This window comes from Curtobacterium sp. VKM Ac-2887 (assembly GCF_015350935.1).
In the GTDB taxonomy this organism is placed as follows: Bacteria; Actinomycetota; Actinomycetes; order Actinomycetales; family Microbacteriaceae; genus Curtobacterium.
Genome location: NZ_JADKSB010000020.1, coordinates 38,202 through 57,670, shown reverse-complemented (window position 1 = coordinate 57,670; position 19,469 = coordinate 38,202). Strand labels below are relative to the sequence as shown.

Genomic DNA, 19,469 nt, shown 5'->3' with positions numbered 1-19,469 from the left:
GAGGCCCGGTGCCAGCTGGCACCGGGCCTCCCGTCCGTCAGGGGATCGCGACTAGCGACCCAGGAACTTCTGCAGGCTCGCGAGCTCTTCCTCGGTCGGCGCCTTGCCGCCCTTGGCGGCACCGCCGAGGCCGAGGCCGGAGCCCTTCGGCGCCTGCTGCGGAGCGGCAGCGGTCCCGGCGGCGATCGCCGCACGCTTGGCCGGGTTGCCGACCTTCGACTTCTTCTTGCCGCCCTGCTGCTGCTTCTTGCCGCCGTGCATGCCCGGGATCGGACCCATGCCCGGCATCTGCGGCACGCCACCACGGGCGACGGTCTTCATCATCTTCGCGGCCTGCTCGAACCGGTTCACGAGGGCGTTGACCTCGGTGACCGTGGAGCCGGCACCCTTGGCGATGCGGAGTCGGCGCGAGCCGTTGAGGAGCTTCGGGAGTTCGCGCTCCTTGGGCGTCATCGACTGGATGATCGCCTCGGTGCGCACGATCTCGCGTTCGTCGAAGTTGTCGAGTGCCTCGCGCATGCCCTTGGCGCCCGGGAGCATGCCGAGCATGCCCTTGATCGAGCCGGCCTTGCGGAGCTGCTGCATCTGCTGCAGGAAGTCGTTCAGCGTGAACGAGTCGGACGCGATCTTCTCGGCGACCGCGCGGGCTTCGTCCTCGTCGAAGGCCGACTGGGCCTGCTCGATGAGCGACATGATGTCGCCGAGGTCGAGGATGCGGCTCGCCATGCGGTCCGGGTGGAACGGCTCGAAGTCGTCGAGCCCCTCGCCAGTGGAGGCGAACATGATCGGGCGGCCGGTGACGCTGGCCACCGAGAGTGCCGCACCACCGCGGGCGTCGCCGTCGAGCTTCGACAGCACGACTCCGGTGAAGTCGACGCCCTCTTGGAAGGCACGGGCGGTGACGACGGCGTCCTGACCGATCATCGCGTCGATGACGAACAGGACCTCGTCGGGGTCGACGGCCTTGCGGATGTTCGCGGCCTGCTTCATCAGCTCGGCGTCCACACCGAGGCGACCGGCGGTGTCCACGATGACGGTGTCGTACTGCTGGTCGACCGCGGCCTTGATGGCGTTCTTGGCGACCTTGACCGGGTCACCGACGCCGTTGCCGGGCTCCGGCGCGAAGACGTGGACGCCGGCCTGCTCGCCGACGACCTGCAGCTGCTGCACGGCGTTCGGACGCTGGAGGTCGGCCGCGACGAGCATCGGGGTGTGGCCGTCCTTCTTGAGCCACTTGCCGAGCTTGCCGGCGAGGGTGGTCTTACCGGCACCCTGCAGACCCGCGAGCATGATGACCGTCGGCGGCTTCTTCGCGAATTCGAGGCGACGCTGCTGCCCGCCCAGGATGCCGACGAGTTCCTCGTTGACGATCTGGACGACCTGCTGCGCCGGGTTCAGCGCGCGGTTGACCTCGTCGGAGAGGGCACGCTCGCGCACGGAAGCGGTGAACGCCTTGACGACCTCGAGCGCGACGTCGGCGTCGAGGAGCGCCCGCCGGATCTCGCGGACGGTGCCGTCGACGTCGGACGGAGTCAGCCGACCCTTGCTCCGCAGATTGCGGAAGGTCTCGGTCAGCCGATCGGAGAGTGAACCGAATTGCGCCATGATCCGTCGATTCTACTGGTTCACGAGCAGGTTCCCTGATCCGGTGTCCGACGCTCGGTATCGTCGAGGCATGCGCGCCGTCCCAGAGGACCTCGACCCAGCGGTGGTCGCCGAGATCGACGGGCGGCTCGCGCGCCTGCAGTCCGACCTCGGTGTGACGATCCCCTGGGCGATCGAGAGCGGCAGTCGCGCCTGGGGCTTCCCGTCGCCCGACAGCGACTACGACTGCCGGTTCCTGTACGTGCGACGGTCCGACGACTACCTGTCGCTCTGGCCCAGCCGCGACGTCATCGAGACACCGCTGGACAAGGTGTTCGACGTCAACGGGTGGGACCTCGCGAAGACGGTCCGCCTCGCCGTGAACGGGAACGCGACGGTCGGCGAGTGGCTGCGCTCACCGATCGTGTACGCGGGTGACGAGGCCTTCCGCGACCGGCTCCTGGCGTTCGTCGCGAGCGTGGCCGACCGGGGGCGCATCGGCCGGCACTACCTGCACGTCGCCGCGCGGCAGTACGAGCGCGAGATCACGCTGAAGCGGTTCTTCTACGTGCTCCGGACCGCGGCCTCGCTCCGGTGGCTGCGGGACCACCCGGAGAGCGCCATGCCACCGATGGACCTGCCGACGCTGCTCGCCGAGTCGACGGTCGAGCGTGCGGTGACGGAGGCGACGACGGAACTCATCGCGGTGAAGGAACGGACGCGCGAGCTCGGCGCCGGTACCCCACCCGAGGTCCTCGTCCGCTTCGTCGACGCGGAACTCGACCTGGCGCGGCCGTTCGACGACCTGCCGCCCGAGAACACCTCGGTCGAGGCGTACGCCCGAGCGGATGCGTACTTCCTCGGCGAGCTCGACCGCCTGCGCTGACCACGACCGGACGGCGCGGAGCGGGGCGGTTGGCGCGGTGCGGCGCAGAACGGCTCAGCGGAGCACGACCCCCTCGGTGAGCTCGACCGGGGTGTCCAGCCCGACGTCGAGGACCACCGGCGCGGTCGACGGCAGGCGGTCAGCGGTCGGGAACCAGCGCCGCTCCGGCGGCACCAGGATGACGAGACCGTCGACGTTGCCGACCGCGGCGAAGCCCTCGCCTGCTGGGTTGGCGTAGGGCTCGAGTCCGGCGCGGCGCAGTGTCTCGACGGCACCGAGGACGTCGGGCACGGCGATGCCGACCTCGCTGACGGACAGAAGCGGAACAGCGGACGCGGGCCCGGACGCGGGTGTGGCCGCGGCGAGGTCCCGTCGCTCGATCAGTTCGAGCAGCTGCTGGTCCGGACCCTCGAAGTACACCGATCGCGAGCTCCAGTTCGGCGGGCCCTCGAACTCGTCACGGCCGTCGGCGTCGACCAGCACCGTCGCGACCCCGGCGATCCACGCCGCGGCCGCGGCGAACGTGCCCGCCGGGATCGTGATCGCGAGGTGCAGCGCACCGGTCATCCCCGGCAGCTCCCGGAACAGGAGCCGCGTCGACCCCACGTGCACCTCGACCGATTCGTCGGCGCGGTCGACCGGGCACCCGAGCCGTTCCCAGAACCGGGCCGTGTCGTCGAGCGAGCGGGTGGCGAGCTGTGCCTGGCGGATGTCCATGTCCGCCATCCGAAGCCCTCAACCACGGTTCAGGTCAAGGTCGTCCGCGTTGTTGTACTCCGTCCAGAAACCGTCGTAGGCTCGCTCGCATGCCGGAACTCGAGATCGTGCGGCCAGCCGGGCTGCTCGACTACGCCGACGGACTCGCGCTGCAGCGGGACCTCCACGCCGACGTCGTCGCCGGCCGCTCCCCCGGGGCCCTCGTGCTGTGCGAGCACCCGTCCGTGTACACCGCCGGCCGACGCACCGAGCCGTCCGACCTGCCGACGAACGGAGCCCCGGTGGTCGACGTGGACCGCGGCGGACGCATCACCTGGCACGGCCCCGGACAGCTCGTGGCCTACCCGATCGTCCGACTGGCCGTTCCGTTCGACGTCGTGGCGTGGGTGCGTGACCTCGAGCAGGTCATCATCGACGCGGCGGCGACCGTCGGGGTGGAAGCGCGGCGCATCGACGGCCGGAGCGGCGCGTGGACGTCCGGGTCGGCGCCGACGACCACGGCCGTACCGACGCCCGGGTCCGCGCCGACGACCGGCACGCCGCCCGCCAAGGTCGGCGCCATCGGCCTGCACGTCGCCGAGGGCGTGACGACCCACGGCATCGCGATCAACTGCGACAACGCACTCGACGCCTACGCCGCGATCGTGCCGTGCGGCATCGCCGACGCCGGCGTGACGACGCTGAGCGCCGCCGCCGGGCGCCCCGTCACGGTCGTCGACCTCGCCGACGTCGTGGTCGACCGCATCCGCGCCGCCGAGCACGGCATGCGGACCGGCCAGCGGATCGGCAGCGCCGCCCAGAGCACCACGACGGCCCCCATCACGACCGCCGACACCACGTCCCCCAGCACCGCGCCCGCACGACAGGAGACCCTCGTATGACCCTCGCCCCCGAAGGCCGCCGGATGCTCCGCGTCGAGGCCCGCAACGCCGAGACCCCGATCGAGACGAAGCCCGGGTGGATCAAGACCCGCGCCACCCAGGGCCCGGAGTTCCGCGAGCTGTCCGCCCTGGTCAAGGACAAGCAGCTGCACACCGTCTGCCAGGAGGCCGGCTGCCCGAACATCTTCGAGTGCTGGGAGGACCGCGAGGCCACGTTCCTGATCGGCGGCTCGCAGTGCACTCGCCGGTGCGACTTCTGCCAGATCGACACCGGCAAGCCCGAGCCGCTCGACCGCGACGAGCCCCGCCGGGTCGCCGACTCGGTCGTGTCCATGGGACTCAAGTACGCCACAGTGACCGGCGTCGCCCGCGACGACCTGCCGGACGGCGGCTCCTGGCTCTACGCCGAGACCATCCGCCAGATCCACGAGCACTCCCCCGGCACCGGCGTCGAGATCCTGGTGCCGGACTTCAACGGCCGCCCGGACCAGCTCGGCCAGGTGTTCGACGCCCGCCCCGAGGTCTTCGCCCACAACGTCGAGACCGTGCCGCGGATCTTCAAGCGGATCCGACCGGCGTTCACGTTCGAGCGCTCCCTCGACGTCATCACGCAGGGCCGCGACGCCGGACTCGTCACGAAGTCGAACCTGATCCTCGGCATGGGCGAGGAGCGCATCGAGATCGAGGACGCCCTGCAGCGCTTGTTCGACGCCGGCACGGACATCATCACGTTGACGCAGTACCTCCGCCCGTCGCCGCGGCACCTGCCGGTGGCGCGGTGGGTCAAGCCGGAGGAGTTCGTCGCGCTGCGTGAGGTCGCCGAGGAGATGGGCTTCGCCGGGGTCCTCGCCGGCCCGCTCGTCCGGTCGTCGTACCGCGCCGGACGCCTGTGGGCACGCGCCACGGTCGCGCGCGGCGGCTCGGTTCCCGAGCACCTGTCGCACCTGCTCGACGCGGCGCCGGGTCGCCAGGCGGTCTGAAGCCGTCCACCGGTCCGCGAAAGCGACAGATCTCCGCCGACAGTTCGCGGCAGTCTGTCGCTTTGGCGGCACTGGTCGCGACCACGGACAGACGGGAGGCACGGTGCCAGCTGGCACCGTGCCTCCCGTTCGTCCATCCGCCCGTTCAGGGCGACGCGAGCGCTATGCGCGACCGCGGATGCTCCTGAGGAGCCAGCCGATGACGGCCAGGATGATGAGGACGATCCCGACCCACAGCAGGAACTTCAGCGCACCGACGAAGATGCCGCTGAAGAGCAGGACGAGGCCGACGATGATCGCGATGATCAGGAGTGCTGGCATTGAAAGGGCTCCTTCCGGTGTACCTGGACGATCCCTGTACTGCGGAGACAGTACCCGGAATCAGCCGACGAGGTTCTGCACGAACACGTGCGGGGTGAAACCGGTCAGGTCGTTGATGCCCTCGCCCTGCCCGATGAGCTTGATCGGGATGCCCGTCTTCTCCTGCACGCTGAGCACGAACCCGGCCTTCGCGGAGCCGTCGAGCTTGGTGATGACGAGGCCGGTGACCCCGGCGCCCTCGATGAACGCCTGCGCCTGGGCCAGGCCGTTCTGCCCGGTGGTGGCGTCGAGGACGAGCAGTACCTCGCTGATCTCGGTCTGCTTCTCGACGACGCGCTTGATCTTCGTCAGCTCGTCCATCAGGCCTGCCTTGGTGTGCAGGCGGCCGGCGGTGTCGATGACCACGATCTCGGTGTTGTCGCGGATCGCCTTCTCGACGGTCTGGTACGCCACCGAGGCCGGGTCCTGCCCGGGCTGCGAGGGGCGGACGACGTCGACGCCGGCGCGCTCGGCCCAGGTCGCGACCTGCTCGACCGCGGCAGCACGGAAGGTGTCGGCCGCTCCGACGAGGACCGTGCGGTCGTAGGTCTTGAGGAACTTGGCGAACTTGCCGATCGTCGTGGTCTTGCCGACGCCGTTCACCCCGACGACGAGCACGACGGCGGGCCGCGCGCTGAGCTTGAGCGTGGTGTCGAGCTTCGACAGCCGTTCCTCGAGCACCTCGCGCAGCATGCGCTGCAGGTCGGCCGGGTCGGTCGTGCCGTAACGGTCGACGCGCGCGTGCAGGTCCTCGATGATCGCCTCGGAGATGTCCGGACCGAAGTCGGCGCCGATCAGCGCGGTCTCGAGGTCCTCCCACGTGGTCTCGTCGATCGTCTTGCGCTGGAAGAGGCCGCGCAGCCGTGAGGACAGTGACCAGGAACTCGCCATGCTCCCAGCTTAGAGCGCGGCGCATGTCCGCTGTGCCCGGTATGCTCGGTCTCACGAAGGGGAGTATTCCCTCTCGGTGACCCCGTCAGTACGGCCCGGAACGATCCGGACCCGGGGCGCCGGTCGTGCAGCACCGGTTCCGGTGTCGTGCGGCGGAAGAGACCTTCAGGCCTCGGCGTACCCGCACATCAGCGGCGCGCCCTACCTGAAGGAAACCGTGGACGTCCCACTCTTCGTCTGGCTCCTCACCATCGCAGGCATCCTCGCCCTGCTGGTGTTCGACTTCTACTCGCACGTGCGCACCCCGCACGTGCCGCACATCCGCGAATCCGCGTTCTGGTCCGTGTTCTACATCGGACTCGCGATCCTGTTCGGCTTCGGCATCCTGGTCTTCGGCGGCGGACAGGCCGGCGGGGAGTACTTCGCCGGGTGGCTCACCGAGAAGGCGTTGTCGGTCGACAACCTGTTCGTCTTCCTCATCATCATGACGAGCTTCGCCGTGCCGAAGGAGTTCCAGCAGAAGGTCCTGCTCGTCGGCGTCGCGATCGCCCTCGTCGCCCGAGGCATCTTCATCGCCCTCGGCGTCACGATCATCGAGAACTTCTCGTGGGTGTTCTACCTGTTCGGTGCGCTGCTGTTCTGGCTCGCGTGGTCGCAGGCCCGCAGCGGCAACGACCACGGCGGCGACGAGGGCGACTCCCGCCTGATCCGCATCCTGAAGCGCATCATCCCGACGTCGGACCACTACGACGGCGACCGCCTGACCACCAAGGTCGACGGCAAGCGCCTGTTCACCCCGATGCTGCTCGTCATGGTCGCGATCGGTCTGACCGACGTGCTGTTCGCGCTCGACTCGATCCCCGCGATCTTCGGGCTGACCCAGGACGCCTTCATCGTGTTCACCGCGAACGCGTTCTCGCTGCTCGGCCTGCGGCAGCTGTACTTCCTGATCGCCGGACTGCTCGAGCGCCTGATCTACCTCGGCCAGGGCCTCGCGGTCATCCTCGGCTTCATCGGTGTGAAGCTCGTCTTCCACGCCATGCACGTCAACGAGCTGCCGTTCATCAACGGTGGCGAGCACATCGAGTGGGCGCCGGAGATCCCGATCTGGTTCTCGCTGGGCTTCATCCTGCTGACCATCGCGGTCGCGACGACCGCCTCGCTGGTCGTCTCGAAGAAGCGCCAGGAGCGCGGGCTCACCCCGACGGGCGAGCCGAAGGAGTCGGTCGCGGCCGACGCGGAGTAAGCGTCACGCCCTGGACGGGCGGCAACACGGACGGGAGGCACGGTGCCAGCTGGCACCGTGCCTCCCGTCTGTCCGTCCCCGAGTCTCGGGCCGCGCGCGCCGAGTCTCGGCCTGGGCGACAGTTCACGCGCTCCGGAGCGCGTGAACTGTCGCTCAGCGCGAGTCTCAGCCAGCCAACCAACCGGCCGGCCGGCCAGCCGGCTACGCGACCGCGTCGGCGGGCTCGCGCTTCTGCACCCGCTGCCCGACGACGGCGGACACGCCGTCCTGCCGCATCGACACCCCGTACAGGGCGTCGGCGATCTCCATCGTGCGCTTCTGGTGCGTGATGACGATGAGCTGCGAGGACTCACGGAGCCGCTCGAACACCGTCAGCAGGCGGCCGAGGTTGGCGTCGTCGAGGGCGGCCTCGACCTCGTCCATGATGTAGAACGGCGACGGGCGCGCGGTGAAGATCGCGACGAGCAGCGCCACTGCGGCCAGGGACCGCTCGCCGCCGGACAGCAGCGTCAGGCGGTCGATCTTCTTGCCGGCGGGCTTCACCTGCACGTCGATCCCGGTGCCGAGCAGGTCGGTCGGGTCGGTGAGGTTGATCGAGCCGGAGCCGCCCGGGAACAGGATCGGGAAGATGACGTCGAAGGCGTCCTTCGTGTCGTTGAACGCCGACTCGAAGATCGTCTGCATCTTCGTGTCGAGCTCGTCGATGATCGTCATCAGGTCGGTGCGGGTCTTCTGCAGGTCCTCGAGCTGCTCGGCGAGGAACGCGTGCCGCTGCTCGAGCGCCTGGAACTCCTCGAGCGCGAGCGGGTTCACCTTGCCGAGGCGGCCGAGGTCGCGTTCGGCGGCCTGCAGGCGGCGCTCCTGCTCGGCGCGGACGTACGGCACGGTCTCGACGTCGGCGGGGTCGACCTCGTCGGTGACGTCGAACTCGGGCAGGGCGGGGCCGCCGGGCAGGGTCGATTCGGCGTCGACGAGCGCCACCGAGTCGTCGCGGGGGCTGGTGTCGAGGTCCGCCGTGCCGTCGTCGGGGGCGATGTCGGTGTCGGCATCGTCGATCGGCACCGTGTCGCTGTCGACCGGCGCCGTGTCGCCGTCCGCCGGCACCGTGTCGCCCTCCGCCGGCTCGTCGAGGCCCGCCGCGGCAGCCGCCGCGCGCTCGGCGTCGCGGTGCTTCCGCGCGAGCACCCGCGGGTCCACCAGCACGTCGACCGGCACCGGCACGGTCGGCCCGTACTCGGTGACGAGCACGGCCTCGGTTAGCCCGAGGTCGCTCAGCGCCCGGTCGAGCACGCCCGACACGTGCAGCTTCTTCTCGTAGATCTCCATCTCGAGCGAGTGCACGCCGTCGGTGATCGTCTGCAGCCGGTCGCGGAGCTCGCGCTCCTCGTTCCGGATCGCCTGCAGTTCGGTGTTGCGCTTCGACCGTTCGGACTCCTCGGTCGCGAGCTGCACGCGCGCCTCGGCCAGCGACCGGTCGACGGCGCCCAGCACGCCCGGCAGGTCGGCGAGGACGGCTTCGGCGGTCTCGATCTGCCCGCGGCGGATCACCGCACGGCGCGCTGCTTCCTCTGCCGCCGCGCGCTCGGCCTCGAGTTGCCGTTCGAGCTGGTCGGCGCGGTGCCGTTCGGCGCGGACACGCTCGCGCACGGTCTGCACCTGGATGCGCTGCTCGACCTCGGCGGCGCGTGCGGCCTCGAGTGCGTCCTGCAGGCCCGGACGCTCGGAGGCATCGACGACGGGACGCTCCTGCTCGGTGAACGCGCGGTGTGCCGTCTCGGCCTCTGCCAGGGCGTCGTCGACGAGCTCGACGGCGCCGTCGGTCTCGGCGAGGGCGGCACGCAGGCGCTCCACCTCGGCCGCTGCGTTCTCGGCCTTCGCCCGCGTCGAGGCGCTGGCCCGGTCGTACTCGGCCGTCGCCTTCGCGTGCGCGCGCGATGCCGCGTCGGCCTCGTCCGCACGGCGGCGTGCGTCCTCGACGGCGGTGCGTGCTGCCTGGAGGCCCGTGGCCGCGTCCTCGGCGTCCGCCCTGATGGCGTCGCGTCGCGTCGCGGCGTCGTCGCGCTCCGCGACGAGCTCGATCCGCGAGGTCACGCGTTCCCCGCCGCCGGTGACGCGGGTGGCGCGCACGAGGTCACCGGACCGGGTGACGACCGTCGCGTGCGGGGCGGCGGCGAGCACGGCCTCCAGGTCGAGCGTGTCCGCGTTCGCGCCTTGGCCGTCGGCAGTCTCCGCGATCAGGGTGTTCCGCAGGATCGCGGTGATCGCCGGCGGGCCCTGCACCAGGTCGAGGGCGCGGCGGACGCCGGCCGGCAGCGTGTCCGGCAGGTCCGTGGGGACGACCTCGGCATCCGCGACGACGACGTCGATGCGTCCGATGTCCGCGGAGCGGGCGTGGTCGACGGCGTCGAGCGCGACCGCGCGGTCGTCCGCGAGGACGGCGTCCGCGAGCCCGTCGAGCGCGACGGCGACGGCGCCCTCGAACCCGGGCGTCACCGTGAGCGCGTCGGCCAGGCGCCCGACGATGCCCGCACGTCCGGCGTCGATGAGCGCCTGCGAACCGTCGCGGACGTCGATCGACATGCCGAGCGCCGCGACCCGCGCGTCGAGCGCGTCCCGCTCGCGCTCGAGGGCGTGCAGTCGGTCGCGCTGCTCGTCGCGGGCGGCCTGCGCGGTCTCCAGCTGGGCACGAGCCGCCTGGAGCGTGGCGGCGAGGGCCTCGTCGTCGACGCCCTCGGACGGATCGGTGCCGAGTTCGGCGAGGGCCGCGGTCGCACGCTCGGCGCGTTCGCCCGCCTCGGCGAGGGCCCGCTGGCGACGCTCACGGTCCGCCACCGTGGACCCGCGCTTCGACCGGGCCACGTCGACGGCGTTCGCCAGCCGCTGCGCCTCGAGGTCGTGCTGCGAGACGCGGGCGGCCTGCGCGGCGATTCGTTCGTCGAGGGCGTCGAGCGCGTCACGGGCGGCCTGCACCGCACGGGCGGTCTCGGCGGAACCGCCCTGCATCTCGTCGGCACGGGCGGCGAGCCGATCGGCCTCGGCACGGACACCGGCCACCCGCTCCGGGGTGATCGAGGGGCCCTGCTGCGGGGCGTCGGCCTGCTGCGCCAGGAACATCAGCCGCTGGTTCGCCAGGCTGGACAGCCCGCGCAGGCGCTCCTGCACGCTCTCCAGGCGGTGCACCACGGTCCGGGCGCGATCGACGTCATCGCCGACCATGCTCTGCTCGACGTGCTGCTGGCGGACCCGGGTCTGGTCGAGTCGCTCGGTCAGGACGATGCGCTCGGACTTGCGGCCCGCCTCGACCTCCTGGTGGTCGTGCAGTTCGCGGCGCAGCCGGACGACGTCGTCGGCGAGGATGCGGGCCTTGGCGTCCCGCGCGACGGCGGCGACGGACTGGGCCTTGCGCGCGACCTCGGCCTGGCGTCCGAGCGGCTTCAGCTGGCGCCGGATCTCGCCCGCGAGGTCGGACAGGCGGGTCAGGTTCGTCTGCATCGCGTCGAGCTTCCGGAGGGTCTTCTCCTTGCGGCGACGGTGCTTCAGGATGCCGGCGGCTTCCTCGATGAAGCCGCGGCGGTCCTCCGGGGTGGCGTGCAGGACCTTGTCGAGCTGCCCCTGCCCGACGATGACGTGCATCTCGCGGCCGAGGCCGGTGTCACTCAGGAGCTCCTGCACATCGAGCAGCCGGCAGTTCTCGCCGTTGATGGCGTACTCGCTGCCGCCGTTGCGGAACAGCGTGCGCGCGATCGTCACCTCGGAGTAGTCGATCGGCAGCAGCCCGTCGGTGTTGTCGATCGTCAGCAGCACCTGGGCGCGGCCGAGCGGCCCGCGGGTCGAGGTGCCCGCGAAGATGACGTCCTCCATCTTGCCGCCGCGCAGGGTCTTCGCCCCCTGCTCCCCCATCACCCAGGCCAGGGCGTCGACGACGTTGGACTTGCCCGAGCCGTTCGGGCCGACGATGCACGTGACGCCCGGCTCGAACGCGAACGTCGTCGGCTGCGCGAAGGACTTGAACCCCTTGATGGTCAGGCTCTTCAAGTACATGCGGTCTCCGGGTGTGCTCACGCGTGCTGCGGCGGGGCCGCTGCTGGGCTGTGCTGCTGGGCGTCAGGCTAACGCGTGTGGGCGCGGGGACGCGGTTGGCACACGGGGCAGATGTGGCTCGACCGGTTCATGAAGGCCTCGCGCACGATCGTCGTGCCGCAGCGGGGGCAGGGCTTCCCCTGCTGTCCGTACACGTTCAGCCGCTGCGAGAAGTACCCGGACTGCCCGTTGACGTTGACGTACTGGGCGTCGAAGCTCGTCCCGCCGTCCTCCAGCGCACGCCGGAGGACACTGCGCACCTCGTGGAGCAGGCGTGCGAGGTCGGCACGGGTCAGCCGCTCGGCCGGTCGGTCGTAGTGCAGCTTCGCAGCCCAGAGGGACTCGTCGGCGTAGATGTTCCCGATGCCGCTCACGACGCCCTGGTCGAGCAGGATCCGCTTGATGCCGCTCGAACGCTTCCGGGCGATGGCGGTGAAGCGATCGTCGTCGAACGCGGGGTCGAGCGGGTCGCGGGCGATGTGCGACACCTGCTGCGGCACGCTCCGGCGCCACACGGCGTCGGGGTCCGATGCGTCGACGTGCCCGGCGAACCCGGCGGGGGCGCCGTCCACCGTCGGCACCATCGCGTCGATCGCCATCGAGCCGAAGGTGCGCTGGTCGACGAACTCGAGCTCGACCGCGGGTTCGGCGGTGCCGTCGCGGTCGGTGCCGGCGGGTTGCACGTCGATGAGGATGCGGCGGTGCTTCGCCGCCGGTCGACCGCGGCCGAGCAGGATCTGGCCGCTCATGCCGAGGTGGGCGACGAGCGCTTCGGGCCGGTCGCCCTCGTGCTCGGGCTGCAACGGCATCCAGAGGAACTTGCCCCGACGGACCGCTGCGGCGATGGTGCGACCGGTCAGGCGGTCGGCGAAGTCCTCGGCCGGGCCGTCGTGCCGGGTGAGCGCTCGCTCGTCCAGGACGTCGACGTGCAGCACCCGAGCGCCGCTGACCGCGGGTTCGAGGCCGGCGCGGACGACCTCGACCTCGGGGAGTTCGGGCACGCGGTCAGGCCGCTCGGCCGGACAGCCGGGTCCAGGCGTCGAGCGCCGCGGACATCTCGGCGGCCTTCTTGCTCGAGCCGGTGCCGACGGCGATGTCCTCGCCCTGCAGGACGACGGTCGCGCTGAAGGTCTTGTCGTGGTCCGGGCCGGTCTCGGTGACGCGGTAGGCCGGGTTGCCGAGCGACAGGCTCGCCGCGAGCTCCTGCAGGCTCGTCTTCGGGTCCATCGCGGCGCCGAAGCGATCAGGGTCGATCATCAGCGGCTCGACCAGGCGGAGCACCAGGTCGGTCGCCGGGTCGGGGCCCGCGGACAGGTAGGTGGCACCGATGACGGCTTCGACGGTGTCGGCGAGGATCGACGACTTGTCGCGGCCGCCGGTCTGTTCCTCGCCCTTGCCGAGGCGCAGGTACTGGCCGAGCCCGATCATCCGGGCGATCTCGGCCAGCGCGACCGTCGACACCAGACTGGCGCGACGCTTCGCGAGGTCACCCTCGTCGAGGTCGGGGAAGGACCGGTAGAGCTTCACGGTCACGGCCTGGCCGAGGATCGAGTCGCCGAGGAACTCGAGGCGCTCGTTGTGCTTGATGCCCCCGTGCTCGTAGGCGTAGGAGCGGTGCGTCAGGGCGAGCTGGAGCAGCTCGAGGTCGATGTCGACCCCGAGCTGGCCCTGCAGACGAACGACGTCCGGCCCAACGGGGCGGGACCCCGTGGCGCCGGACGTCGTCGTCATGCGTTCGGTCCGATCAGACGTCAGCGACCTTGCGGCCCTTGTACTCCATGTACAGGGGGGTGCCGGCCGAGTCCTCGACGACCTTCGCGCGGTGCGGGAGGCTGTAGGTGACCTGACCGTTCTCGATCGTCTTGACGAGCTGGATCGGCGTGGCCTTCCACTGCGAACGACGGGCGTGCGTGTTCGCACGGGACTGCTTGCGCTTGGGAACGGCCATGGTGAATCTCTTTCGGTTGGTCGGTGGTCGGTACGGGGGCTGGCGGTGTCGGGGCCTACTCGGCCTCGGCCCGCTCCTCGCCCTCGGTGGTCTTCGTGTCGGTGGTGTCGCCGTGGGCGGCACGCTCGGCTGCTTCGAGCTGGATGCCGGTCAGGGCTGCCCAGCGCGGGTCCAGGGTCTCGTGAACGGGCTGCTCATCGAGGTCGGCCAGTCGCTCGCCCGTCACCGGGTCGAGGCCTGGGCAGTCCGGTCGGCAGACCGGCTGGAACGGCAGCGCCAGCACCACCGCATCTCGAACGACCTGTTCGCAGTCCACGTGGTCATCGCGAACGAAGAAGTCGAAATCCTCCGAGGCATCATACGCGAACAGCTCGGCGAAATCGACCTCGACGGGTTCGCTGATGTCGATGAGGCAGCGCGAGCACTCCCCCGTCGCGTCGGCCGAGGCGTGACCGGACACGAGGACACCCTCGTGCAGGCCCTCGAGCCGCAGGTCGATGCGCAGCGGAGCACCTTCGCGCACCGCGATCACACCGGCTCCCAGCGCGTCCGGCACCACGATGTCGAGCGAGTGCTCGCGCATCTCGCCCGGACGGTGCGCCAGGTCGCGCACGCGCAGGGCGTAGGGGCTGTTCACGTGGGAAGACACGATCGTCAACCCTAGCGTGAACGCAGCCGAGAGTCGAGGCAGGCGGGGGTGTGTCCGCGCGTCGGCCGGCCGTGCCTCCGGCTCGGCGCGCGGCTCAGCGCACGCCTCAGCGTGCGGCGAGGGCTGCCGCCACGGCCTTCGGCACGTAGGGGGTGACGTCGCCGCCGAGCGTCGACACCTGGCGGATGAGCGAGCTCGACACGTGGGAGCGCGAGGCGTCGGGCAGCAGGAACACGGTCTCGACGTCGGCGAGGTGCCGGTTCATGATCGCCATCGGGGTCTCGTACGCGACGTCCTCGCCCGACCGCACGCCCTTGACGAGCACCTTCGCCCCGACCTGCCGGCAGTAGTCGACCAGGAGCCCGGAGGTCCACTCCCCGACCCGGACCGTTCCCGGCGTGCCGACCTCGGCCAGGGACTCCTCGATGAGCCGGACGCGGTCGACCGCCTCGAACATCGCGGGCTTCTTGTCCGGGTTGTGCACCACGAGCACGTGCACCTCGTCGAACAGCCCGGCAGCTCGACCGATGACGTCGAGGTGCCCGAGCGTGACGGGGTCGAAGGAACCGGGGACCACCGCGATCTGCGCCATGGCAGCGACGATACCGGTCCGTGCCAGGGCGTCCGGCTCCGGGTCAGTTCTTGCCGAGGAACGCCGCGTCGGACTCGTCGAGGCGGCGTGCCAGTGCCTCGCGCAGGGCCGGGGACCCGTCGAGCTCGGGATCGGGTTCGAGGACCCGCTCGGCTTCGCCACGGGCGTCCACGATGAGGTCGGCGTGCTCGACCACGCGCAGCAGGTTCAGCGACGACCGGCCGCCCGACTGCCGCTCGCCGAGCACGTCGCCCTCGCGCCGGAGCTCGAGGTCGACCCGGGCGAGCTCGAAGCCGTCGTCCGAGGCGGACACCGCGTCGACGCGTTCCCGCGAGGTGGTCTCGAGCTCGGCGGTGGTGACGAGCAGGCAGACGCCCGCCCACTGCCCACGGCCGATGCGGCCGCGCAGCTGGTGCAGCTGGGAGACGCCGAAGCGATCGGCGTCGAGCACGGCCATCATCGCGGCGTTCGGCACGTCGACACCGACCTCGATCACGGTCGTGGCGACGAGGACGTCCAGGTCGCCGGCGGCGAAGGACGTCATCACGCGGTCCTTCTCCTCCGCCGTCATCCGGCCGTGCAGCACCGCGATCCTTCGGCCTTCGAGCACGGGCATCGTGCGCATCCGCTCGGCGGTGGCGAGCACGGTCGCCGGGGCGCGCTTGGGGGCGTCGTCCTCGGACTCGGCGGGCGCGGGTTCGCCGTCGTCCTCGGCGTGGGCGTCGTCGATGGCGGGGCAGACCACGAAGGCCTGACGCCCCTTGTCGAGCTCCTCCGCCATCCGCGACCAGATGCGGGACTCCCACCCGGGGTGCTCCGCCAGCGGGACCGTGAAGGTCTCGACGCCGGCACGGCCGGAGGGCAGCCCGGTGATCGTCGAGACGTCGAGGTCGCCGAACACCGTCATCGCGACGGTGCGTGGGATCGGCGTGGCGGTGAGCACCAGGACGTGCGGCGGGGTGGCGCCCTTGGTCCGGAGCGCTTCACGTTGCTCGACGCCGAAGCGGTGCTGCTCGTCGACGACCACGAGCCCGAGCTCGGCGAAGTCGACGCGGTCGCCGAGCAGGGCGTGGGTGCCGACCACGAGCCGCGAGCTGCCCGACGCCGCGGCTAGCAGGGCCCGTCGGCGTTCGTCGGTGGACTGCGACCCGGTCAGGATCACCGGACGGAGCTCGGCCGAAAGGTCCGGTCCGAGGAACTTCACGATGGACCGCAGGTGCTGCGCGGCCAGCACCTCGGTCGGGGCGATGAGGGCGGACTGCCCACCGGACTCGGCCACCGTGAGCATGGCGCGGATGGCCACGAGGGTCTTGCCGGAACCGACCTCGCCCTGCACCAGCCGGTGCATCGGCCAGGTGCGGGCGATGTCGGTGTCGATCTCGGCACCGACGGCACGCTGGTCGTCGGTCAGGGTGAACGGCAGGGTGGCGTCGAAGCGCGCGAGGATGCCACCGGGAACCGCCACCCGCGGGGTCGCCGCGGTGCGTCGGGCGCGGATCCGGCGCTGCACCAGGGCGGTCTGCAGCACGAACGCCTCGCGGTAGCGCAGGGCGTCCTGCGCGCGCTTGAAGTCCGCGACCTTCTCGGGCCGGTGGAGCAGCTCGAGCGCCCGGCGGAACGGGACGAGGTCGAGCCGGCTGCGCGCCGAGGCCGGCACCGGGTCGGGCAGGTCCGGCAGGGTGTCGAGCACGATGCCCATCGACTTCGCGATCTGCCACGAGGTGAGGGAGGCCGTCGCCGGGTAGATCGGGATCGGCTGCCGCGACCACCGGATCGCTTCGTCCGAACCCGGGTCGGCCGTGGCGCGGGGGTCGTCGGGGTCGAAGAGCTCGTAGTCCGGGTGGGCGAGCTGGCGCGCACCGCGGTAGTCGCTGACCTTGCCGGAGAAGATGCCGCGGGCACCGGGCACCAGGTCCTTGGTGCGCCAGCCCTGGTTGAAGAACGTCAGGGTGAGCAGCCCCTTGCCGTCGCCGATCTTGGCTTCGAGGATCGATCCGCGGCGGGCACGCATCGTGCGCTCGCGGACGTCGACCACCTCGGCCACGATGGTGACCGGCTCGCCGATCGCCAGGGAGTCGAGCGCCGTCAGGGCCCCGCGCTCGGCGTAGCGCCGGGGTGCGTGCTCGAGGAACTCCCCCACCGTGCGGTGGCCGAACGCCTTCTGGATCGCGGACGCGGTCCGACCACCGAGCACGTTCGCGAGCCGCGCGTCGAGGGGCGCCGGACCGAGGTCGGGCGCGGCCGGCGCAGCGGGGGTTCCGGTGGTGACCACGGACACCACGGTACCGGGCACGACCGACGTGCCACGTGCCTCCCGTCCGGCCTGTGGACGACGCCGCCGGCCGATACGGTGGCTGCATGACCCGCATCATCGCCGGCGCCGCCGGCAACACGACGCTCCGTGTGCCGAAGTCCGGCACCCGGCCGACGAGCGACCGGGTGCGCGAGGCGCTGTTCTCGTCGCTCGAGGCCCGTGGGCTCGTCGACGACACCTCCGTCGCGGACCTCTACGCCGGCACCGGTGCCCTCGGGCTCGAAGCGGCGTCGCGCGGTGCGGTCGAGGTCGTGCTGGTCGACCGCGCGTCGGCCGCGGCGCAGGCGTGCCGGGCGAACGCGAAGGCCGTGCAGCAGCGGATTCCCGGGGTGCGGATCGACGTGCAGCCGCAGCCGGTGCTCGGGTACCTGCGCGGGACGGTGCGCACGTTCGACCTGGTGTTCATCGACCCGCCCTACGACGTGACCGAGCACGAGATCGCCGAGGTGCTCGAGACGCTCGTGCCGCGGTTGACCGCCGGTGCCGTGGTGGTCGTCGAGCGGAGCAAGCGCTCCGCCGAACCGACGTGGCCCGCGGGGCTCGAGCCGTTCAGCAAGCGCAGCTACGGCGAGACCGTGGCGTGGGAGGCCGTGGCCGTCGCGTCCTGAGCCGCGCGGGTCTCGGGGCGTGGGCGCGTTTCGCGACGATCCACGAGTCGATCGACGCGTGCCGTGTCGCAAGATGCGCATGCATCGGATGCGTGCGCATCTTCCGACAGGACGCCAGGTGATCGACGCGTGTTCCGTCGACAGATGCGCGCGCACTGACCGGGAGGCCCGGCTCGGCTCCGCCACGTCGCCTCCGCCCGGCCTGGGCCGTGTGGGTCAGCCGGCGGCGCCGTCCCAGTCGGCGTAGGGGTCCCAGCCCGTCGTCGGCACCGGGGAACCGGCGCGCAGCAGGTCCGCGTCGCCGCGGTCGCGCACGACACCGATGCGGCGGAAGCCACCCGGCAGCGCAGCCTCGGCGGGGAAGGTCGCGAGCAGGCCGTGGTCCTCGCCGCCGTGCAGCGCGACCTCGTCGAGCGGGGCGTCGGCATCGAGGTCGAGCGTCACCCGGCTCGCACGGGCGAGCCGTCCGGCATCGATCGCCAGGCCGTCGGACAGGTCGAGCATCGCCGTCGCCCCGGCCGCGGCGGCGAGGGGCCCGTCGCCGATCGGCGGCACGGGTCGGCGCTGGCGGTCGACGTCGGGATCGGCGTCCGCACCGCTCTCCATCGTCGCTGCACGGTCCGGCTCGCCCTGCGCGTCCACGCCGTCACGGAAGAGCCGTGCGAGCCCGCGGGCAGCACGGCCGAGTTCGCCGGAGACCGCCACGACGTCCCCAGCACGAGCCCCTGACCGGAGCACCGGGGCGTGACCACCGAGGTCGCCGAACGCCGTCACCGCCACCGTGAAGGTCGCCGAGGTGGAGAGGTCGCCGCCGACCACACCGCATCCGGGCGCGAGGGCGTCGACAGCGAGGCGGAACCCGTCCGCGATGCCCTCGAGCACTGCCACGGGGGTGTCCTGGGGTGCGGCGAGGGCGATGACGAGGCCACTCGGCACGGCACCCATCGCCGCGACGTCCGACAGGTTCGTCGCGGCGGCCTTCCAGCCGACGTCCTCGGGCGAGGACCACGCCCACCGGAAGTCCGGGCCGTGCACCATCATGTCCGTCGTCACGACGAACCGGCCGTCGGGAGCGGCGACCACGGCGCAGTCGTCCCCGGGCCCCACGAGCGGCGAGCCCGCCGGCAGCCGGCTCGTGATCCGGTCGAGGACGACCAGCTCACCGAGCTCCCCCACGGTCGGTCCGGCCCAGGCGTCGTACGTCGCGTCCACACGAGAACGGTAGCCTGGACCGCGATGGACACCGCGCGCCGCACCCCTCGCACCCTCGCGATCGCGGGGGTCGTGATCGCCCTCGCGGCAGGGCTGACCGGGTGCACGAACTCCGTCGGCATGAGCGCGGCACCCTCCGCGAACGCAGCGGCGTGCGCGGCCGCACAGGTGCGGTTGCCCGCGACCGTCGACTCGACGTACGACCTGCGGAACACCAACGCACAGTCCACCGCGGCCTGGGGCGACCCCGAGGCCGCGCTGTACCACTGCGGCGTGGCCGTGCCGACCGTGTCCGACCTGCCGTGCTTCACGCTCGGGTCGGTCGACTGGATCCGCGACGACCGCGGCAAGCAGATCGTCTACACGACGTTCGGACGGTCCCCCGCGGTGCAGGTCGTCGTCGACACGTCGAAGACCGGCAGCGCGGTGCTGCAGGACATCGCGACGGCGGTGTCGACGCTGCCGAAGGACGGACACAAGTGCCTGGACCCGTCCGACGTGCAGGGCTGACGCGGGCCGAC

General features: G+C 71.5%; 18 protein-coding genes. 6 read left to right on the top strand and 12 right to left on the bottom strand.

Annotated features, from left to right (window positions below):
* Positions 1–51: 51 nt before the first annotated feature.
* Complete coding sequence (gene ffh / locus ITJ69_RS17490) at positions 52–1,605, bottom strand: signal recognition particle protein (RefSeq protein WP_111086061.1); 1,554 nt, start codon at positions 1,603–1,605, stop codon at positions 52–54.
* Positions 1,606–1,675: 70 nt separating this feature from the next.
* Here ffh and ITJ69_RS17485 point away from each other — a divergent pair, with 70 nt between their 5' ends.
* Positions 1,676–2,470: a DNA polymerase beta superfamily protein gene (locus ITJ69_RS17485; RefSeq protein WP_194673469.1), complete on the top strand. Its 795-nt coding sequence runs from the start codon at positions 1,676–1,678 to the stop codon at positions 2,468–2,470.
* Between the two features lie 54 nt (positions 2,471–2,524).
* Here the strand turns inward: ITJ69_RS17485 and ITJ69_RS17480 are convergent, their stop codons facing one another.
* Positions 2,525–3,187 carry a hypothetical protein gene (locus ITJ69_RS17480; RefSeq protein ID WP_194673468.1) on the bottom strand — a complete coding sequence of 221 codons (663 nt, stop codon included), beginning with the start codon at positions 3,185–3,187 and terminating at the stop codon, positions 2,525–2,527.
* Positions 3,188–3,276: 89 nt separating this feature from the next.
* Here ITJ69_RS17480 and lipB point away from each other — a divergent pair, with 89 nt between their 5' ends.
* Together lipB and lipA are read left to right on the top strand one after the other, a co-directional pair.
* Positions 3,277–4,068: a lipoyl(octanoyl) transferase LipB gene (gene lipB / locus ITJ69_RS17475; RefSeq protein ID WP_194673467.1), complete on the top strand. Its 792-nt coding sequence runs from the start codon at positions 3,277–3,279 to the stop codon at positions 4,066–4,068.
* The gene (lipA, locus tag ITJ69_RS17470) at positions 4,065–5,048 is read left to right on the top strand and encodes a lipoyl synthase (RefSeq protein ID WP_111086058.1); all 984 of its coding nucleotides are present in this window, start codon (positions 4,065–4,067) and stop codon (positions 5,046–5,048) included. The genes lipB and lipA overlap by 4 nt, the downstream gene beginning before the upstream one ends.
* A 162-nt stretch (positions 5,049–5,210) precedes the next feature.
* Here the strand turns inward: lipA and ITJ69_RS17465 are convergent, their stop codons facing one another.
* Both ITJ69_RS17465 and ftsY read right to left on the bottom strand, forming a co-directional pair.
* Positions 5,211–5,369 carry a DUF4175 domain-containing protein gene (locus tag ITJ69_RS17465; RefSeq protein WP_139199230.1) on the bottom strand — a complete coding sequence of 53 codons (159 nt, stop codon included), beginning with the start codon at positions 5,367–5,369 and terminating at the stop codon, positions 5,211–5,213.
* 60 nt (positions 5,370–5,429) lie between these two features.
* Positions 5,430–6,299, bottom strand: coding sequence for a signal recognition particle-docking protein FtsY (gene ftsY, locus ITJ69_RS17460; protein WP_111086057.1), 870 nt, complete (start codon positions 6,297–6,299; stop codon positions 5,430–5,432).
* 217 nt (positions 6,300–6,516) lie between these two features.
* On the opposite strand from ftsY, the gene ITJ69_RS17455 reads away from it, so the two are divergent.
* Positions 6,517–7,545 carry a TerC family protein gene (locus ITJ69_RS17455; protein ID WP_111086101.1) on the top strand — a complete coding sequence of 343 codons (1,029 nt, stop codon included), beginning with the start codon at positions 6,517–6,519 and terminating at the stop codon, positions 7,543–7,545.
* Positions 7,546–7,746: 201 nt separating this feature from the next.
* On the opposite strand, the gene ITJ69_RS17450 is transcribed toward ITJ69_RS17455, so the two are convergent.
* The 7 genes from ITJ69_RS17450 to ITJ69_RS17420 all read right to left on the bottom strand — a co-directional run bounded on the left by ITJ69_RS17450 (position 7,747) and on the right by ITJ69_RS17420 (position 17,086).
* The gene (locus ITJ69_RS17450) at positions 7,747–11,586 is read right to left on the bottom strand and encodes an AAA family ATPase (RefSeq protein WP_194673472.1); all 3,840 of its coding nucleotides are present in this window, start codon (positions 11,584–11,586) and stop codon (positions 7,747–7,749) included.
* Positions 11,587–11,654: 68 nt separating this feature from the next.
* Positions 11,655–12,626: a bifunctional DNA-formamidopyrimidine glycosylase/DNA-(apurinic or apyrimidinic site) lyase gene (gene mutM / locus ITJ69_RS17445; protein ID WP_194673466.1), complete on the bottom strand. Its 972-nt coding sequence runs from the start codon at positions 12,624–12,626 to the stop codon at positions 11,655–11,657.
* Between the two features lie 4 nt (positions 12,627–12,630).
* On the bottom strand, positions 12,631–13,356 hold the full coding sequence (rnc, locus tag ITJ69_RS17440; protein WP_228506018.1) for a ribonuclease III: 726 nt from the start codon (positions 13,354–13,356) through the stop codon (positions 12,631–12,633).
* 13 nt (positions 13,357–13,369) lie between these two features.
* Positions 13,370–13,573, bottom strand: coding sequence for a 50S ribosomal protein L32 (gene rpmF, locus ITJ69_RS17435; protein WP_017888273.1), 204 nt, complete (start codon positions 13,571–13,573; stop codon positions 13,370–13,372).
* A 55-nt stretch (positions 13,574–13,628) separates the two neighbouring features.
* Positions 13,629–14,210 (bottom strand): YceD family protein, encoded by a 582-nt coding sequence (locus tag ITJ69_RS17430; protein WP_111086054.1) that lies wholly within the window; start codon positions 14,208–14,210, stop codon positions 13,629–13,631.
* A gap of 118 nt (positions 14,211–14,328) precedes the next feature.
* A complete protein-coding gene (gene coaD / locus ITJ69_RS17425) occupies positions 14,329–14,814 on the bottom strand; it encodes a pantetheine-phosphate adenylyltransferase (protein ID WP_111086053.1) in 486 nt (161 codons plus the stop codon).
* 43 nt (positions 14,815–14,857) lie between these two features.
* Positions 14,858–17,086: an ATP-dependent DNA helicase RecG gene (locus tag ITJ69_RS17420; RefSeq protein ID WP_194673465.1), complete on the bottom strand. Its 2,229-nt coding sequence runs from the start codon at positions 17,084–17,086 to the stop codon at positions 14,858–14,860.
* 86 nt (positions 17,087–17,172) lie between these two features.
* Between ITJ69_RS17420 and ITJ69_RS17415 the strand changes: the two genes are divergently transcribed.
* Positions 17,173–17,736 carry an RsmD family RNA methyltransferase gene (locus ITJ69_RS17415; RefSeq protein WP_194673464.1) on the top strand — a complete coding sequence of 188 codons (564 nt, stop codon included), beginning with the start codon at positions 17,173–17,175 and terminating at the stop codon, positions 17,734–17,736.
* Positions 17,737–17,952: 216 nt separating this feature from the next.
* On the opposite strand, the gene thiL is transcribed toward ITJ69_RS17415, so the two are convergent.
* On the bottom strand, positions 17,953–18,948 hold the full coding sequence (gene thiL / locus ITJ69_RS17410) for a thiamine-phosphate kinase (RefSeq protein WP_194673463.1): 996 nt from the start codon (positions 18,946–18,948) through the stop codon (positions 17,953–17,955).
* Positions 18,949–18,972: 24 nt separating this feature from the next.
* On the opposite strand from thiL, the gene ITJ69_RS17405 reads away from it, so the two are divergent.
* On the top strand, positions 18,973–19,458 hold the full coding sequence (locus ITJ69_RS17405) for a DUF3515 family protein (protein ID WP_194673462.1): 486 nt from the start codon (positions 18,973–18,975) through the stop codon (positions 19,456–19,458).
* Positions 19,459–19,469: the final 11 nt, after the last annotated feature.

Excerpts from the sequence above, each read along its gene's own strand:
- ITJ69_RS17465 (WP_139199230.1), bottom strand. The coding sequence starts at position 5,369 with ATGCCAGCACTCCTGATCATCGCGATCATCGTCGGCCTCGTCCTGCTC.
- ftsY (WP_111086057.1), bottom strand. The coding sequence starts at position 6,299 with ATGGCGAGTTCCTGGTCACTGTCCTCACGGCTGCGCGGCCTCTTCCAG.
- ITJ69_RS17450 (WP_194673472.1), bottom strand. The coding sequence starts at position 11,586 with ATGTACTTGAAGAGCCTGACCATCAAGGGGTTCAAGTCCTTCGCGCAG.
- lipB (WP_194673467.1), top strand. The coding sequence starts at position 3,277 with ATGCCGGAACTCGAGATCGTGCGGCCAGCCGGGCTGCTCGACTACGCC.
- rnc (WP_228506018.1), bottom strand. The coding sequence starts at position 13,356 with ATGACGACGACGTCCGGCGCCACGGGGTCCCGCCCCGTTGGGCCGGAC.
- rpmF (WP_017888273.1), bottom strand. The coding sequence starts at position 13,573 with ATGGCCGTTCCCAAGCGCAAGCAGTCCCGTGCGAACACGCACGCCCGT.
- lipA (WP_111086058.1), top strand. The coding sequence starts at position 4,065 with ATGACCCTCGCCCCCGAAGGCCGCCGGATGCTCCGCGTCGAGGCCCGC.
- ITJ69_RS17415 (WP_194673464.1), top strand. The coding sequence starts at position 17,173 with ATGACCCGCATCATCGCCGGCGCCGCCGGCAACACGACGCTCCGTGTG.
- coaD (WP_111086053.1), bottom strand. The coding sequence starts at position 14,814 with ATGGCGCAGATCGCGGTGGTCCCCGGTTCCTTCGACCCCGTCACGCTC.
- ITJ69_RS17405 (WP_194673462.1), top strand. The coding sequence starts at position 18,973 with ATGGACACCGCGCGCCGCACCCCTCGCACCCTCGCGATCGCGGGGGTC.
- ITJ69_RS17485 (WP_194673469.1), top strand. The coding sequence starts at position 1,676 with ATGCGCGCCGTCCCAGAGGACCTCGACCCAGCGGTGGTCGCCGAGATC.
- ITJ69_RS17480 (WP_194673468.1), bottom strand. The coding sequence starts at position 3,187 with ATGGACATCCGCCAGGCACAGCTCGCCACCCGCTCGCTCGACGACACG.
- ffh (WP_111086061.1), bottom strand. The coding sequence starts at position 1,605 with ATGGCGCAATTCGGTTCACTCTCCGATCGGCTGACCGAGACCTTCCGC.